The sequence below is a fragment of the Bradyrhizobium sp. LeoA1Lang genome, from assembly GCF_055413685.1.
Genome location: NZ_JBVAPG010000178.1, coordinates 1 through 15,138, shown reverse-complemented (window position 1 = coordinate 15,138; position 15,138 = coordinate 1). Strand labels below are relative to the sequence as shown.

13 protein-coding genes and 1 tRNA gene are annotated in these 15,138 nt (G+C 64.2%); 1 reads left to right on the top strand and 13 read right to left on the bottom strand.

Annotated features, from left to right (window positions below):
- Positions 1-258: 258 nt before the first annotated feature.
- From ACZYOF_RS36470 to ACZYOF_RS36425, 10 genes are all read right to left on the bottom strand, one after another.
- The gene (locus ACZYOF_RS36470) at positions 259-1,503 is read right to left on the bottom strand and encodes a class I SAM-dependent RNA methyltransferase (RefSeq protein ID WP_463718796.1); all 1,245 of its coding nucleotides are present in this window, start codon (positions 1,501-1,503) and stop codon (positions 259-261) included.
- Complete coding sequence (locus tag ACZYOF_RS36465) at positions 1,496-2,248, bottom strand: TlyA family RNA methyltransferase (protein ID WP_463718795.1); 753 nt, start codon at positions 2,246-2,248, stop codon at positions 1,496-1,498. The genes ACZYOF_RS36470 and ACZYOF_RS36465 overlap by 8 nt, the downstream gene beginning before the upstream one ends.
- Entirely contained in the window at positions 2,245-2,814 is a 570-nt protein-coding gene (locus tag ACZYOF_RS36460; protein ID WP_463718794.1) for a nucleoside 2-deoxyribosyltransferase, read from the bottom strand. The genes ACZYOF_RS36465 and ACZYOF_RS36460 overlap by 4 nt, the downstream gene beginning before the upstream one ends.
- A gap of 25 nt (positions 2,815-2,839) precedes the next feature.
- Positions 2,840-4,765 (bottom strand): 1-deoxy-D-xylulose-5-phosphate synthase, encoded by a 1,926-nt coding sequence (gene dxs, locus ACZYOF_RS36455; protein WP_463718793.1) that lies wholly within the window; start codon positions 4,763-4,765, stop codon positions 2,840-2,842.
- Between the two features lie 355 nt (positions 4,766-5,120).
- Positions 5,121-6,419 carry a hypothetical protein gene (locus ACZYOF_RS36450; RefSeq protein WP_463718792.1) on the bottom strand — a complete coding sequence of 433 codons (1,299 nt, stop codon included), beginning with the start codon at positions 6,417-6,419 and terminating at the stop codon, positions 5,121-5,123.
- Between the two features lie 471 nt (positions 6,420-6,890).
- Complete coding sequence (locus tag ACZYOF_RS36445; RefSeq protein ID WP_028168306.1) at positions 6,891-7,160, bottom strand: exodeoxyribonuclease VII small subunit; 270 nt, start codon at positions 7,158-7,160, stop codon at positions 6,891-6,893.
- Positions 7,161-7,247: 87 nt separating this feature from the next.
- Positions 7,248-8,174 carry a histone deacetylase family protein gene (locus ACZYOF_RS36440; protein ID WP_463718791.1) on the bottom strand — a complete coding sequence of 309 codons (927 nt, stop codon included), beginning with the start codon at positions 8,172-8,174 and terminating at the stop codon, positions 7,248-7,250.
- 198 nt (positions 8,175-8,372) lie between these two features.
- Positions 8,373-10,037 (bottom strand): bifunctional metallophosphatase/5'-nucleotidase, encoded by a 1,665-nt coding sequence (locus tag ACZYOF_RS36435; RefSeq protein WP_463718790.1) that lies wholly within the window; start codon positions 10,035-10,037, stop codon positions 8,373-8,375.
- 46 nt (positions 10,038-10,083) lie between these two features.
- Complete coding sequence (locus ACZYOF_RS36430; protein ID WP_463718789.1) at positions 10,084-10,845, bottom strand: crotonase/enoyl-CoA hydratase family protein; 762 nt, start codon at positions 10,843-10,845, stop codon at positions 10,084-10,086.
- Positions 10,846-11,179: 334 nt separating this feature from the next.
- Positions 11,180-12,961, bottom strand: coding sequence for an acyl-CoA dehydrogenase (locus ACZYOF_RS36425; protein WP_463718788.1), 1,782 nt, complete (start codon positions 12,959-12,961; stop codon positions 11,180-11,182).
- A gap of 177 nt (positions 12,962-13,138) precedes the next feature.
- On the opposite strand from ACZYOF_RS36425, the gene ACZYOF_RS36420 reads away from it, so the two are divergent.
- Positions 13,139-13,213, top strand: a tRNA-Gln gene (locus tag ACZYOF_RS36420).
- Between the two features lie 7 nt (positions 13,214-13,220).
- Here ACZYOF_RS36420 and ACZYOF_RS36415 read toward each other — a convergent pair.
- The 3 genes from ACZYOF_RS36415 to ACZYOF_RS36405 all read right to left on the bottom strand — a co-directional run bounded on the left by ACZYOF_RS36415 (position 13,221) and on the right by ACZYOF_RS36405 (position 14,722).
- Positions 13,221-13,514 carry a hypothetical protein gene (locus ACZYOF_RS36415; protein WP_463718787.1) on the bottom strand — a complete coding sequence of 98 codons (294 nt, stop codon included), beginning with the start codon at positions 13,512-13,514 and terminating at the stop codon, positions 13,221-13,223.
- 15 nt (positions 13,515-13,529) lie between these two features.
- On the bottom strand, positions 13,530-13,763 hold the full coding sequence (locus tag ACZYOF_RS36410; RefSeq protein WP_463718786.1) for a hypothetical protein: 234 nt from the start codon (positions 13,761-13,763) through the stop codon (positions 13,530-13,532).
- Positions 13,764-13,924: 161 nt separating this feature from the next.
- Positions 13,925-14,722 (bottom strand): hypothetical protein, encoded by a 798-nt coding sequence (locus ACZYOF_RS36405; RefSeq protein ID WP_463718785.1) that lies wholly within the window; start codon positions 14,720-14,722, stop codon positions 13,925-13,927.
- Between the last annotated feature and the right edge of the window lie 416 nt (positions 14,723-15,138).

Genomic DNA, 15,138 nt, shown 5'->3' with positions numbered 1-15,138 from the left:
ACGGTTGTGGCCGGAGGGGTAACGGGCGACTTCGCCACGCGTCTTGGCCGGTGGCCACCGGCCAAGACGCTAAATCGCTTCCATCGCACAAATCATGCCCGTGCAGATACAAGGGGTTCTCTCCACGAGCGAGCGGGCCCGTGGAGAGAACCCCTCACCCAAACGAGTTCTTGGCTGGCATCGGAGCTGCCCTCTCCCACAAGGGGCGAGGGCACATCAACTGGCATCTCCAAGCGTGATGCGATTTGGCTACTGCTGTCAGCGCTTGCGTGTGAACCGTGCGACGAGCTCGACGTGCGGTGTGTGGCGAAACTGGTCGACAGGTGTGACGCCTTCGATCCTGTAGCCGCCGTCGATCAGGATCTTGGCGTCGCGGGCGAAGGTCGCGGCGTTGCAGGACACCGCCACGACGACGGGCACCTTGCTTGCGGCAAGCTGCGTTGCCTGCGCCTGCGCGCCCTGGCGCGGCGGATCGAACACGACCGCGTCAAAGTCGCGCAATTCCTGCGGCACCAGCGGGCGGCGGAACAGGTCGCGCGGCTCGGCCTTGACCGGCTTCAAGCCCGCCGTCGAGGTTGCGGCCTTCTGCAGGCTCGCGACTGCACCGGCGTCGCTGTCGAAGGCTGCGACCCGTGATCTCGTCGCCAGGCGCAGGGCGAACGGGCCGACACCGCAGAACAGGTCGGCGATATGCTTGGCGCGCTGGCAATGATCGCTGACGAGTCGCGCCAAGGTCTCCTCGCCGGCGACGGTCGCCTGCAGGAACGAGCCCGGTGGCAGGATCACCTGGGCCGTTCCGATCGTCACCGCGGGAGGCGCGCGCATCAGCACCAACTCGCCATGCCGCGTCAGCCGCGCCAGGCGATGCTGTTCGGCGATGCGCGACAGTGCGGCGATCATCGTCGAGGGCAGGGCGCCCGAGCCGCGAACGTCGACATCGAGACCATTGAGGGTCGAGGTCACCTGGATGTCGAGCGGCTTGCCCATCGAGATCAACGGCTCGGCGATCGCCCAGGCAGCGTCGAGCGCGCCGCTCAAGCCGGGATCGAGGATCGGACAACGATCGACGGGGATGATGTCGTGCGAGCTTGCCGCGGCGAAGCCGACCTTGAGCACTTCATGCGTGCCCATCCGCGCGTGAAGCGTGATGCGGCGGCGCCCGAGGCCGTGGGCGTCGATCAGCGGGGCGACTTCGGCCGCAACCTTGGCCTGCGCCAGCGCCTCGACGACGAGGTCGCGCTTCCAGGCACGGTAGCTTTCATTATCCCAGTGCTGGATCGCGCAGCCGCCGCAAATCCCGAAATGCGGGCAGAACGGCGCGATGCGCTCGGGACTGGCGCGTTCGACCTGGAGCAGCCGACGCCGGTCGGGATGGCCGGGGACGGTGGCAACCTCGACCGCCTCGCCGGCGAGCGCGTAAGGAACGTAGATCGCCTGGCCGCCCTCCATCGCGACACCGTCGCCGCGATGGCCGACATGGTCGATCACCAGCCGTTCAGCCACGGCGCGCGCCGAGGAAGAATTCGATGTTGCCGTCGCCGCCGGTGATCGGGGACGGAAAGACCTGGATATCCGTGCAGCCCTGCGCCGCCGCAAAGGCTGCGATGTCGTCGCAGATTTCCTGATGCACCATGGCGTTGCGGATGATGCCGTGCTTGAGATGCTTTCGCTGCGCCTCGAATTGCGGCTTGATCAGCGCGAGCAGGTGCATCGGCGCTGCCGCCAGCGACAGCGCCACCGGCAATACCAGCTTCAGCGAGATGAAGCTGACGTCGATGACGACGATATCCGGCCGCGCCGGCAGGCGCTTGCCCTCGAAGGAGCGGATATCGGTCTCTTCCATCGACACCACCCTGGGATGGTCGCGCAGCGACGGATGCAATTGGCCGTGCCCGACATCGATCGCAAACACCAGGCTTGCGCCGTTGGCGAGCAGCACCTCGGTGAAGCCGCCGGTCGAGGCACCGACATCGAGGCAGACATGACCTTCGATGTCTACAGGGTATTGCTCCAGCGCGCCGGCCAGCTTCACGCCGCCGCGCGAGACATAGGGGTGCGCTGGCTCCGCCGACAGCGTCGCATCAGGCGCAAGCGTATCGGAGGGTTTCGCCACCTGCTTGCCGTCGGCGATCACGAGCCCGGCTTCGATCGCGGCGCGCGCCCGCGCCCGGCTCTCGAACAGGCCGCGCTCGACCAGCAGCACGTCCGCGCGCTTGCGCGGGGCCTGCTCGCTTTCGCTTTTCTTCATTGGCTTCGACCCGTCTTTCGCCCGTGCTCTGCCGCAAGGCGGACACAGGCCTCGAAGCAGGTGAGGTCGTGCCAGATATCCGCAGGCGCAGCCTTCGGCGTCACGAGCGGGCAGCCGTGCAGGTCGAGGGCGTGCATCATCATCAGATTGTCGGGCAAGCCAAACTCTTCCACAGTGAGGCCTTGTCCATCGGCCAAGCGGCCGTCGGGCAACGTCGTCACTTCATATAGGCGCGCCACGCGAGTTGCATATGACGCGGGGTCGTTGGAATAGCCGAAGCACAATTTGCCGCGCCCCGCCATGTAGCCGAGCTCGTAGACGGTGCCTGCGTCGGCACTGGGGCCACGAAACGGCGTCAAATTGGCGATGATGGCATCGGCTGCCTCCATCATCGCTTCGTTGCCCTTGAAGATGACGAGGGACGCATCGGGTGCCGACAGATCGACCGCGTTGTCGAGCGGATAGAGCCCATTCAGACCGTGACGCGCGCAAAGTTCAGCCTTGCGCCGTCCGATCTCAATAGCATCCGGCAGGAACACGTCAGGACCTGCCAGATAGATTTTCATCGCGGAATCCGCGGGAAGCCTGAGGTCAGGCGAGCTTGACGGTCTCGGTCTTGAAATCCTTGCCGAGGGTCTCGAACACCTTAGCGACGATGCTCTTGGCGTCGAGGCCTGCGTGGGCATACATCGCCGCCGGCGTGTCGTGATCGAGGAACACGTCGGGCAGCACCATCGAACGCATGCGCAGACCGCCGTCGAGCATGCCGTGCTCGGCGAGGAGCTGCATCACATGCGAGCCGAAGCCGCCGATCGAACCTTCCTCGATCGCGATCAGGATCTCATGCTCGCGTGCAAGCTTCAGGATCATCTCTTCGTCGAGCGGCTTCATGAAGCGCGCATCTGCGATCGTGGCGGAGAGGCCGTGCGCCGCCAGCTCGTCGGCGGCCTTCTCGCACTCGGCGAGGCGGGTGCCGAAGGAGAGCAGGGCGACCTTCTTGCCTTGGCGGATGATGCGGCCCTTGCCGATCTCGAGGGGAATGCCGACTTCGGGCATTTCGACGCCGCGGCCTTCGCCGCGCGGATAGCGCAACGCGCTCGGGCGGTCGTTGATCGCCACCTGCGTTGCGACCATGTGCACGAGCTCGGCCTCGTCGGAGGCCGCCATGATGACGAAGTTCGGCAGGCAGCCGAGATAGGCGTTGTCGAACGAGCCGGCATGGGTGGCGCCGTCGGCGCCGACGAGGCCCGCGCGGTCGATCGCGAAGCGGACCGGCAGGCTCTGGATCGCGACGTCATGGACCACCTGGTCGTAGCCGCGCTGCAGGAAGGTCGAGTAGATCGCGCAGAACGGCTTGTAGCCTTCGGCGGCGAGGCCGGCTGCGAAGGTCACGGCATGCTGCTCGGCGATGCCGACGTCGAAGGTGCGGTTCGGGAACGCCTTGTTGAAGATGTCGATGCCGGTGCCGGACGGCATCGCGGCGGTGATGCCGACGACCTTGTCGTCCTTCTGGGCTTCCTTGACGAGGCTCTGGCCGAACACGTTCTGGTAGGCCGGCGCATTCGGCTTGGCCTTGGCCTGGGTGCCGGTGGCGACGTCGAACTTGACCACGGCGTGGTACTTGTCGGCGGAAGCTTCCGCCGGCGGATAGCCCTTGCCCTTCTGCGTCACGACGTGGACCAGGATCGGGCCAGTGTCCATGTCGCGGACATTCTTCAAGACGGGCAGCAGATGGTCGAGGTTATGGCCGTCGATCGGGCCGACATAATAGAAGCCGAGTTCCTCGAACAGCGTGCCGCCGTCCATCATGAAGCCGCGGGAATATTCCTCTACGCGGTTGGCGCGGTTGGCCAGCACCTTCGGCAGATGCTTGTTGATCTGCTTGGCCGCCTCGCGCAGCGAGCGGTAGGTCTTGCCGGAATAGAGCCGCGACAGATAGGCGCTCATCGCACCGACCGGCGGGGCGATCGACATGTCGTTGTCGTTCAGGATCACGATCAGGCGCGAGTTCATGGCGCCGGCATTGTTCATGGCCTCATAGGCCATGCCCGCCGACATCGCGCCGTCGCCGATCACGGCGATCACGTTGTTGGTGCCGCCGGAGAGATCGCGCGCCACCGCCATGCCGAGGCCGGCGGAGATCGAGGTCGAGGAATGGGCGGCGCCGAACGGATCGTAGTCGCTCTCGCTGCGCTTGGTGAAGCCGGACAGGCCGCCGCCGGTGCGGAGCGTGCGGATGCGGTCGCGCCGGCCGGTCAGGATCTTGTGCGGATAGGCCTGGTGGCCGACGTCCCAGATCAGCCGGTCGCGCGGCGTGTCGAAGATGTAATGGATCGCGGTCGTCAGCTCGACCACGCCCAAACCTGCTCCGAAATGGCCCCCGGTCACGGAAACCGCGTCGATGGTCTCCTGGCGGAGCTCGTCGGCAACCTGGTGCAACTGCTCGACCTTGAGCCGGCGCAGGTCGTCGGGCGTGCGGATCGTGTCGAGAAGCGGCGTCTTACTGTATGTGGTCACAGCGATATTCCAGTTCTTGAGGTCAGGGCCAGCGGCCCGACCGGAGATGGGGGCGCATCGATTGCGCCGTGAGAGTCCAGACGCCAGTTGCCGCCTTGGCAGGCCGGCGCCTGATTTGAAAGCCTAGATGCACCCCGGATCGAACCATGTGATATGCATCACGCTGGTAACTGCATCCGTCCCGGTCATTTTCGTCAGCCTTTCGAAGGTATTCGCTGCCGCCAAATCTGCGGCAAGCTGCCCCCAAACAGCCATAGAACGGCAAGCTTTACACCAAAGCCATCGGCAAAGCCAAGCCGCCCAGCCACCGGGTTCCCGGGGACCCCAAGCGGGGGAATTGAAAAGTCTAGGGTTTTTAACCGTGCCGGCGGGCGGAAGGTTCCAGCGCTAGCAAATTCCCGCTAGCCGTGTCCTCCGCGCCGCACATCTCGATCCGGCGCCAGGCCCGCTCGCGGGTAGCCGGATCGCCGGTCGCAACCTCCAGGGCGGCCTCCGGGAACGCCATCCGCTCCTTCAGCGGCACCGGACCGCATACGATCATGAAGAAATCGTATGGGTGCGGGCGCTGATTGGCCATCACGAACTGAAAATGCACCCGGAAGAACTGCCAGCGGAAGGTATTGTAGTGCTCCGGCTTGACGATGTCGCGGAAGCGGATCGGCACTATGGTCGGATTGCGCCTGGTATCGCCGAGTTCGATGCCGTGACTCGAGATCGGATCGAACTGGTAGAAGTTCATGACATCCTTGCGGGCCTGGCAATCGATCCATTCGATCGAAGGTTCCTGCGCCAATTGCCGCAAATGGTCGCGAAAATCCTGCGATACCTTGTGAAAGCCCACGATCGGAAGATTGCCGCCGATGGTGAACAGCACCACGCGGGGGCCGTGACGGCCCAATGACGGGTCGAGCCTCAGCGCTCGCGCAAGAATCTCGGTGCCCAGGAACGATCCTGAGCTGTGGCCGACCAGCACGATCTCGTCGGCGTCGCTCGTGCGCGCCACGTTGACGAGGTGCCGCGCAAAACGGTCGATGCGCTCGTCCCACTCCGGACGTCGTCGATGCGAGAACTCCCAGGTCCAGATCGTGTCCGACAGGAGATAGAGCACGTAAGTGTTGTTTTCGGTGTATTTCAGCATGGTGCCGAGCACGGCCACGAAGATCGCGGTTGCCGCGGCAACACTGAAGAGATCGGGGAGGCCGATCGCGTTGAGGCCCTTTTCGAACACGAAAGCAACTGCCGCAGCGCACAAGGCTTCCAGCAGCAGCACGACATGCGGATAGGTGATGAACGCCGTGAAACGCCAGTTCGCCCGCGTGAACCGCGCAATCGTGCCGGTGAAGACCAGCCCCCAGTAGATCCAGAGGGCATGAAACACGGTGCGCCAGATCGGGGCGGCGAGGTCGCGCTGGATGAAATCCTCGAACCGCAGGAAATCGTAGGACGTGCGGGTCTGCCAGTCGGCCGCCTTGGTCTCGATGGTCCAGGACGCGATCTCGTCATCGTCGGCGACCTTCGGCCGGCTCATGGTGGCCGATAGCTGGTAGAGACGGCTGAATTTCCGCAGTTCGGTCCTGAACATGCGGTAGTACTGCGCCAAGCCGCGCGGATCGTATCCCTGGATATAGATGATATGGCGGTGCCGAACGCGCACTTACTGTCCCCAGATGAGGTTGGGACTATAGCAGCCAGCGCGATGCGCCAAGAGCTATTTCGGTCCTCTTGTGGGGAAGAACCGCGGCAAATCCGCTTATTGTTCTCCACTGTTGCGCGGAGAGGCTCGCCACTCCTGATGAGAATGACCTCCAAAGTCTCCCTGTTCGCAGCTATATTGGCGGAATGCGAACAGGATTGTCCGATGCATACGATCGAAATCAGCGATGAAACCTACGAGGCGGCGAGGCGAACTGCCGCTCTCGATAGTATCGACGTGAAGACCCTCATCGAAAGCCTTGTACGTCGCCATGCCGAGTACATCGAGGTGTTCCACGAAAGGGCGTCTGAGATGCCGCCTTTCAGTTTGGAACATTATGAGATGGACCGTTTCCCCGGAGAATCGGAGGAAGATTACCAGGACCGCCTCAGGGATGTTCACCTCTCTATGAGGGCTCCCGCGGTGATCTGCTTATTGCACGTCGAGCGGCTCGGTTCCCGTAGCCTGGCCGCTGGCATCGGTCGTGATCTTGTCGACGCGCGCCTCGGCCTGCCGCAATAATTCCTCGCAGCGGCGCTTCAGCGCCTCGCCGCGTTCATAAATCGCGACCGATTCCTCAAGTGGCACCTTGCCGTCCTCAAGCCGTTTGACGATCGATTCAAGTTCCTCCATCGCGCGTTCGAAGGAGAGCTTCTTGACGTCGACTTTGTTATTTTCGACTTGAGTGGTGTTTTCTGCCATTTACTCGCGTTCCCATTCGCGTTTTTCGGCTGCGCCGTTCTCAGCGCAGAATCAAGCAATTCTCTGCGGAAGTATTGTGGCGCCGATTTACGCGCCCATCAATGCGGTGACATGCGCGGCCACCGACTCTTTCAATCCCTGCAGATCATAGCCGCCTTCGAGCACGGAGACCACCCGTCCGCCGGCGTGCCGGTCGGCGAGATCCAGAAGCTTGCTTGTCACCCAGCCGAAGTCGTCGGCCCTCAGGTTGAGCGAGGCGAGCGGATCGCGGTAATGCGCGTCGAAGCCAGCGGAGATGATGACGAGCTCGGGGCCGAATTTTTCCAGTTGCGGCAGGATCAAATTGTCGAACGCCGAGCGGAATTGCGCGCCGCCATCTTCGGGCGCGAGCGGTGCATTGACGATGGTGTCGTGCTCGCCGCGCTCGCCGCGGCTGCCGGTGCCCGGAAACAGCGGCATCTGATGCGTCGAGCAATACATCACGGTCGGATCGGCCCAGAAGATATCCTGGGTGCCATTGCCGTGATGAACGTCGAAATCGACCACGGCGACGCGGCCGATGCCGAACTTGCGCTGCGCGTGGCGCGCGGCGATCGCGGCATTGTCGAAGAAGCAGAAGCCCATCGGACGGCTGGCTTCGGCATGGTGGCCGGGCGGCCGAACCGCGACGAAAGCATTCGGATGTTCGCCCGACATCACCGCATCCGCGGCCGCAACCGCGCCGCCTACGCCGCGCATCACCGCTTCCCAAGTGCCTGGCGACATCGAGGTGTCGCCATCGATGTAAACCAGGCCGGAGGTCGGAGCGATGTGGCGGAGCTCGCCGACGTAAAGCTCGCCATGGCAGAGCATGACGGAATCGAGGCCGCCTTCCGGCGCTTCGCCGCGTGCAAGCGGTGCGAACCGCTCTTCGCCAAGCACCTCGGCGACCGCACGCAACCGGTCGGGGCGTTCGGGATGGCCTGATGGTGTCAGGTGGTCGAGGCAGGCGGAATGCGTCAGAAGAAGGGTCATGCAGGTTTCCGGCGCATTCGCTGCGCGTTCTTGCGAGTAACGCCCTATTTAGGCGCTCAGTGCCCACCGCGAAAGCCCTCCGTCGCCTTGTGGCCCGGCTGGAGCGAAGCGCAACCCGGGGTCTTGGCGCGGCATACGGCTCATCGTGCAGGCTTTCCCGGGTTGCGCTGCGCTCCACCCGGGCTACGGGCCTTTAGGTTAGTTGATCCGCTGGATCCGGTTGCCGGGCGCGGGCCCGACCGGGCTGTTCGCCTGGAAATAGGCCTGGAGGGCATCGACATCATAGGGGCCGGTTAGCGGCGCCTGACCTTCTTTCAGGACGGTGAAGCCGTCGCCGCCGAGCGACAGGAAATTGTTGACCGTCACCCGATAGGTCGCGGCGGGGTCGATCGGCGCGCCGTTCAGCGTCATCTTCTCGGCGATGATGCGCTCGCCGTCGCCCTTGCCCGCATCCCATGCGTAAGCGAACCCTTTCGACACCTGCAGGATCCGCGGCCGCTTCGGGTCGAGCCATTGCTGCTCGAGCGTGTCCTTGATCTGCTTGCCGGTGAGGGTCAGCGTGATGAGCTGGTTGCGGAACGGCTGGCTCGAGAACAGGTCGGCATAGGTGACGGCGCCGTCCTCTCTCCGCGCAATATCGGTGCGCACGCCGCCCGGATTGGTGAAGGCAATCACCGCGCCGCCTTTTTCCGGCGAACTCGTCGCGGCGAGCTGGGCGTCGGCGATGATGTCACCGAGCGCGCTTTCGCCTGCCTGGTTCGGCACGCGCGACAGCGTTTCCGTCACCGAGCCTGCCGGACGGTTGGCGATCGGTGCGGCCAGCCGGTCATAGGCCTCGATCAGCGCGGTCTGGCTCGCGTCCTTGGCCAGCGTCTGGCTGCGGACGATGGTGTTCTCGGCCTTGGCGCTGATGACGTCGTGGGTCTTCGGATCGAGCTTGAGGTCAATCGCGGTGACCAGCGTGCCGTATTTGTCGCCGGAGGTGACAAGCCGGCCGTCGATGTCGCAGACATAGGCCTGGTGGGTGTGGCCGGAGATCACGACGTCGACCGCGCGATCAAACTTCTTCACGATGTCGACGATCGGGCCGGAGATGCCGGGGCATTCGTTGTAGTCGCCGGTCGGCACGCCGCCTTCATGGATCAGCACCACGATCGCCTCGACGCCGCGCGCCTTCAATTCCGGAATGAGCGCATTCACCGTCTCGGCTTCGTCGCGGAATTCGAGGCCGGCGGCGCTCGCCGGCGAGATGATGTTTGGCGTGCCCTTCAGCGTCAGCCCGATGAACGCGACCTGGATGCCCTCGAACTGCCTGATCTCGTAGGGCGGGAACACGGTCTTGCCGGAGGCCTTCTCGAAGGTGCTCGCGGCGAGATAATGGAATTTGGCGCCGGGGAAGGGATGAGGACCGCGGCACGTCTCGTTCGGATGGCAGCCGCCATTCTGCATCCGCCGCAGTTCGTCCATGCCCTCGTCGAATTCGTGATTGCCGACGGAGGCGACCTCGAGCCCCATCATCGACAGCGACTCGATGGTCGGCTCGTCATGGAACATCGCCGACAGGAACGGGCTCGCGCCGATCAGGTCGCCGGCCGCGACGAAGATCGTGTTCTTGTGTCCCTCGCGGAGCTGCCGCACCAGGGTCGCCATGTGCTCGGCGCCGCCGGCGGGCACGACGATCTTCTTCGCTTTGTCGTCGGGATCGCTGATCGGGATGCCGCCCGGCGGCGGCCGCAGATAGCCGTGGAAATCGTTGATCGCGAGGATGCGCAGATCGACGGGCGCGGCGGTTTGAGCCTGGCAAGGTGCGAGGACAAATCCGGCCAGCAGTGCCAGCGCTGCAAGGATGTGATGGGTTCTCATGGGGCGAATATGGATAAGCGCGGCAACGATTTTGCGACGTTCCGGTTCAATTCTGCTTGCGCGCAAAGAATGCCTTGAAGGCGGAGACTGCTTCCTTGGAGCGCATCCGCTCGCTGAACAAATGAGCCTCCTGGTCGATGCGCCGGGTCATGTCCTCCGGCGGCAATTTTATCAGCTTGCGGGCGATTGCGACCGCCTCGGCCGGCAGCGCGCAGATCTCGCGCGCCACTTTCCGCGCTTCCGCTTCCGTATGGCCTGGGGCCACCACCGCGTTGACGAAGCCGGCGACGCGGGCGTCGTCGGCGTCCATGGTGCGGCCCATCACCAGCATCTCGAAGGCGCGTTGGTGCCCCATCGTGCGCGGCATCAGGAGGCTCGAGGCGCCCTCGGGCACCAGCCCCAGATGGATGAACGGCGTCGAGAAGGTCGCGGTGCTGCTGGCGAGCACGTAGTCGCAGTGGAACAGCATGGTGGTGCCGATGCCGATCGCGACCCCGTCGACGGCGGCGATGATCGGCTTGGCGTTGTGCGCCAGCGAATAGAGGAACTTGACTGCGGCGGAGGTGCGCACCGCGTCGGGATTGGCGGCGCCCTGCTTCAGGAAATCCTCGACATCGTGGCCCGCGGTGAACACGCCCGAGCCGCCGGTGATGATGAGGCAGCGGATGTTCGGATTGTTCTGCGCGGTGTCGACCGCATCGCTCATCGCGCGATACATCTCCTCGGTGATCGCGTTCTTCTTCTCGGGCCGACGCATCGTGATCACGCGCGTTGCGGCTTCGTCTGATACGATGAGGTGCCCGGTCATCAAGCAGTCCCTTGCGGAGGCGGCCACGTTGCCGCCAGCGAACACCTCGCTATCTTACATGATCTCCGTCCGGCTCCCAATGTCCCTCACGGCTTTCCCACGCTCTTGTCATTCCGGGGTGCGTCAGGATCACGCAGGCGCGGAATGTATCGGGCCATGGGCGGAGGCGGTGAAATGGATTCCGGGCTCGCGCTTCGCGCGCCCCGGAATGACGGAGGAAAATGCGGAATCCGTAGGGTGGGCAAAGCGGAGCGTGCCCACCATCACGGGCGGAGTGTGAGATGGTGGGCACGGCGCTTCGCGCCTTTGCCCACCCTACACGATGATGCGCTGCCTATCCCATCAACACCGCGTCTGCGCCGTTGATGGCCTCGGCGCTGTCGGTCACCGTCTTCTCGAGCGACGGTGCCTGGACCGTGACGTTCTCGGCGAAGAAGCGGGCCAGCGCGATATAGCGCTGCGGATCGCCGGCCTCGCCGCCGCCCTTCACAGCGAGCGCTTCGCCGGCGAGCATGCAGCCGCCGAGCGTCGCGCCGAACAGGCGCAGGTAAGGCGTGGCGCCGGCGAGCGCATCGTTCGGCGCCGAGGCGAGGCGCTCGAGCAGCCAGCGGCTCGCGCGCTCGAGGGCGCCGAGCGCATCGCGCAATTTGGCGCCGGTGGTGCCGAACGCGGGATCGTTGGAGGTTTCCACCTGCTTGACGATGGCGGAGAGCTCTTCGAGCAGCGCCCAGACCGAGGCGCCGCCATTGGCTCCGAGCTTGCGGGTGACGAGGTCGATCGACTGGATGCCGTTGGTGCCCTCATAGATCGCGGTGATGCGCGCGTCGCGATAATGCTGGGCCGCGCCGGTCTCCTCGATGAAGCCCATGCCGCCATGCACCTGCACGCCGAGATAGGCGACCTCGTTGCCGATGTCGGTGGAGAAGGCTTTCGCGATCGGCGTCAAGAGCGCGCCGCGTGCGGCGGCGTCGCTGCGCACCTTCGGATCCTTCGCGCGCGTGGAAATATCGAGTGCGACTGCGGTGGCGTAGCAGATCGCGCGCGCGGCAGCCGTCATGGCGCGCATCTGCATCAGCATGCGCTTGACGTCGGGATGCGCGATGATCGGATCCGAGCCCTCGCTCTTGCTGCCGACGGCGCGGCCCTGGCGGCGTTCCTGGGCATAGGCGAGCGCCCGCTGGTAGGCGCGGTCGGCAAGGCCGACGCCTTCGAGGCCGACCGCGAGCCGGGCCTGGTTCATCATCGTGAACATGCATCGCATGCCCTGGTTCTCTTCGCCGATCAGATAGCCGATGGCGCCGCCATGGTCGCCCATGGTCATGGTGCAGGTCGGGGAGGCGTGCATGCCGAGCTTGTGCTCGACTCCAGAGGGATAGATATCGTTGCGTGCGCCGAGCGAGCCGTCGGGATTGACCAGGAATTTCGGGATCAGGAACAGCGAGATGCCCTTGGTGCCCGCGGGCGCATCGGGCAGGCGGGCGAGCACGAAATGAACGATGTTGTCGGTCATGTCGTGGTCGCCATAGGTGATGAAGATCTTGGTGCCCTTGATGCGGTAGGTGCCGTCACCGGCGCGCTCGGCACGGGTGCGCAGTGCGCCGACATCGGAGCCCGCCTGCGGCTCGGTGAGCTGCATCGTGCCGGTCCACTCGCCGGAGACGAGCTTGGCAAGGTAGATCTTCTTCAGCTCGTCGCTGCCATGGGCGTCCAGCGCCTCGATCGCGGAGAGCGTGAGCAGCGGGCAGAGGCCGAACGCCGAATTCGATGCGCTCCAGATCTCGGTGCAGGCGGCATTGATCGCGAGCGGCAGGCCCTGGCCGCCGAAGGCTTCCGGGCCCGACACCGCGTTCCACCCCGCGGCTGCCCAGCGCTGATAGGCGTCGGGCCAGCCCGGCGCGGTCGTCACCTTGCCGTCCGCGAGCTTGACGCCGTTCTGGTCGCCAACGCGGTTGAGCGGCGCCAGCACGTCGCTCGCGAACTTGCCGGCTTCTTCCAGCACCGGCTGGGCGATGTCGCCGTCGAAATCGCCGTAATGGCCGGCGGCGAGGGCGGCCTTCAGTCCGGCACCATGGTTAAGGGCGAGCAGGATGTCGTCGATCGGCGCGCGGTAGGTCATGGCGTTACTCCCCGAGGGAACATTGGCGCCGTCTTCCCACGAAACCATGCTTCCCTCAACCGTCCGGATGACCGATTGAGGGGGAGAAACAGTTGAAATGGTCCGACTCCCTCTGTAGACCGGCGTTGCCAGACCGAGAGGGCTGCGGCTATGTTCCGCGCCCTCCGGACCTGGAATTGGGGCGTAGCCAAGCGGTAAGGCAGCGGATTTTGATTCCGCCATTCGGAGGTTCGATCCCTCCCGCCCCAGCCAATTGAAATCACTCGGCAATCGCGCTTTGTTCAGGGACTTCATTCTGAACGGGTTTTAGCTGCCCATTCCGAACGTCTGTCGCCATTTCGTTCGCCAGCCTGTGCGCGCGCCGTTTGCGGGTTGCTGCGAGCACGCGCTTCTCGGTGCGCTTCGCGTAGCCGATATAGCTCCGCTGCGTCCGGTGTGCTGACAGCGCGCGACCCTGTCCGTCGGTCAGCTCTGTCTCCTCCAGCTCGGTCATGCCGCCGTGCCGGCAGGCGTTAAACGTGAAGTGCGATGGCAATCCCAGCTTCACACGCAAGCGCTGCACCTTGTGTTACATCGTGCTGAAACCGAACGGCTTGGCCTTACCTTCCTCGACCTCGTACAGGATCATCGGGGTGCCGAGACGCTTCAAGTGCGACAGCACCTCCTCAGCTTCCTCATAAAACTTGACGTCGCCATCTTCGAGCGGATGGTCGACGATTTCGCCCGTCTTGTGATGCTCGATGCAGCCATGTGCAAAGGTGTAGACCTCGTCTCGCGTCACGGCCGGCTTTTTCTTTTTCACACGGGTCTTCATGGTGACGCCGACCCAGGGGTTCGGAACGTCCTTCGGAAATTCGTTTGGGGAGAGGCGGCGGAAGCAGAGTACGCGCGAACTGGACGGCCCCTAGTCAACGAGCCGCCACAGTTTTAGGTGCCGTCGCAGGGAGCAGGTCGGTCACGGCATTAGCGCGCTGACCATGGCCATACCAACGACGGTTGCGGCTTTTTGGCTTGCGGGCGGGCCGGGGTTGGCGCCGGCTTTTGCGCCTGGGCGACATTGGCCGACCGCCGCGGACGCGGCAGTGGTATTTCGGGCATAACCTTTGGCTCTTCGGGGCTCACCTTTGGCTCTTCAGGCATCACCTTTGGCGCTGAAGCGTTGGCGATCACGCGGGCAAGTTGTTCCTGGCTTGCGTTGAGGCGCTCGGTGAGCGTCTGGCTTTCGCGCGCCATCTGGATCTGGATCGCCTTGAGCTCATCGATGACACTGTTGTTACGTGCCATTTCTTCCTGGCTCGCCTTGAGTTGGCTCGCGACATTTTCATTGTCGCGGACCAATTGTTCTTGCCTCTCCTTGAGCTGTTCGACCGCTTGCCTCAAGGCAGCGAGATCGCGCGTCATCGGCTGGAGCTGCTGCGCCAAGTCGGAAGACAGGGCGACGGCAGACGGCGCGCCGTCTTTCGGCGCGACTGGTTCCGGCGGGGCCTGCGTCAGAGGTGCTGGGTCCGAGGGGGCCATCATCGCCGTATGAGCGGAGGACGACCACCACCAAGCGGCAACACCAATGGATGCTGCCAACAGAGAGCAGACGAAAGCCACATAGCGCCAATTCGCCAATTGATGAATCGTTGCCGCCGGGGCGCGAGACGTCTTCATGCTGGTCGGCGGGGCCGAAGGACTGACTCCCGCTTCGAGCGCCAGGTTCGAAAGCTGCTCCGCGATCTGCCGTTCCGCGAGCCTGTCGTCCAGCGTGGAATCCATTGGTGCTCCGTGTCCAAAATACAATGGCACCCGCCTGAGAGCGATCCGCGCATCTGCGCTAGCTAACGTTCAACGGGACGCAGACGGTTTTTGATCTACGAAGGTTCCCAGGGATGGGCATGCAGCTGCATGTCACGTTCGTCTTTTTACCAGCTCGCCCCCGAACTGTACCGGCGTTTTTAACGCAGCCGAGGAGCGGAACTATCTTCACGGCCGGAAATACGGAATGAACCCTGACCCTTCACGACCGTGCCGCGTTTCGTCGCTTAGAACAGCCTAGGAAGGTCAAGGGTGCCGTCGCGAACTTGGTTGGAATTTGTCCGTCGCGAGTCTCCGGTGAACGGATGATATCTGCTCAGGCGGCAAGATCAACCGGCTGAGCAATGGGCTTGCTGGCGAGGGTCTGCCAGCCGTCG

Bases quoted from the DNA above. Each gene is read 5' to 3' on its own strand.
- ACZYOF_RS36460 (WP_463718794.1), bottom strand. From the start codon at position 2,814: ATGAAAATCTATCTGGCAGGTCCTGACGTGTTCCTGCCGGATGCTATT.
- ACZYOF_RS36430 (WP_463718789.1), bottom strand. From the start codon at position 10,845: ATGACCGGGCACCTCATCGTATCAGACGAAGCCGCAACGCGCGTGATC.
- ACZYOF_RS36465 (WP_463718795.1), bottom strand. From the start codon at position 2,248: ATGAAGAAAAGCGAAAGCGAGCAGGCCCCGCGCAAGCGCGCGGACGTG.
- ACZYOF_RS36425 (WP_463718788.1), bottom strand. From the start codon at position 12,961: ATGACCTACCGCGCGCCGATCGACGACATCCTGCTCGCCCTTAACCAT.
- ACZYOF_RS36405 (WP_463718785.1), bottom strand. From the start codon at position 14,722: ATGGATTCCACGCTGGACGACAGGCTCGCGGAACGGCAGATCGCGGAG.
- ACZYOF_RS36435 (WP_463718790.1), bottom strand. From the start codon at position 10,037: ATGAGAACCCATCACATCCTTGCAGCGCTGGCACTGCTGGCCGGATTT.
- ACZYOF_RS36445 (WP_028168306.1), bottom strand. From the start codon at position 7,160: ATGGCAGAAAACACCACTCAAGTCGAAAATAACAAAGTCGACGTCAAG.
- ACZYOF_RS36440 (WP_463718791.1), bottom strand. From the start codon at position 8,174: ATGACCCTTCTTCTGACGCATTCCGCCTGCCTCGACCACCTGACACCA.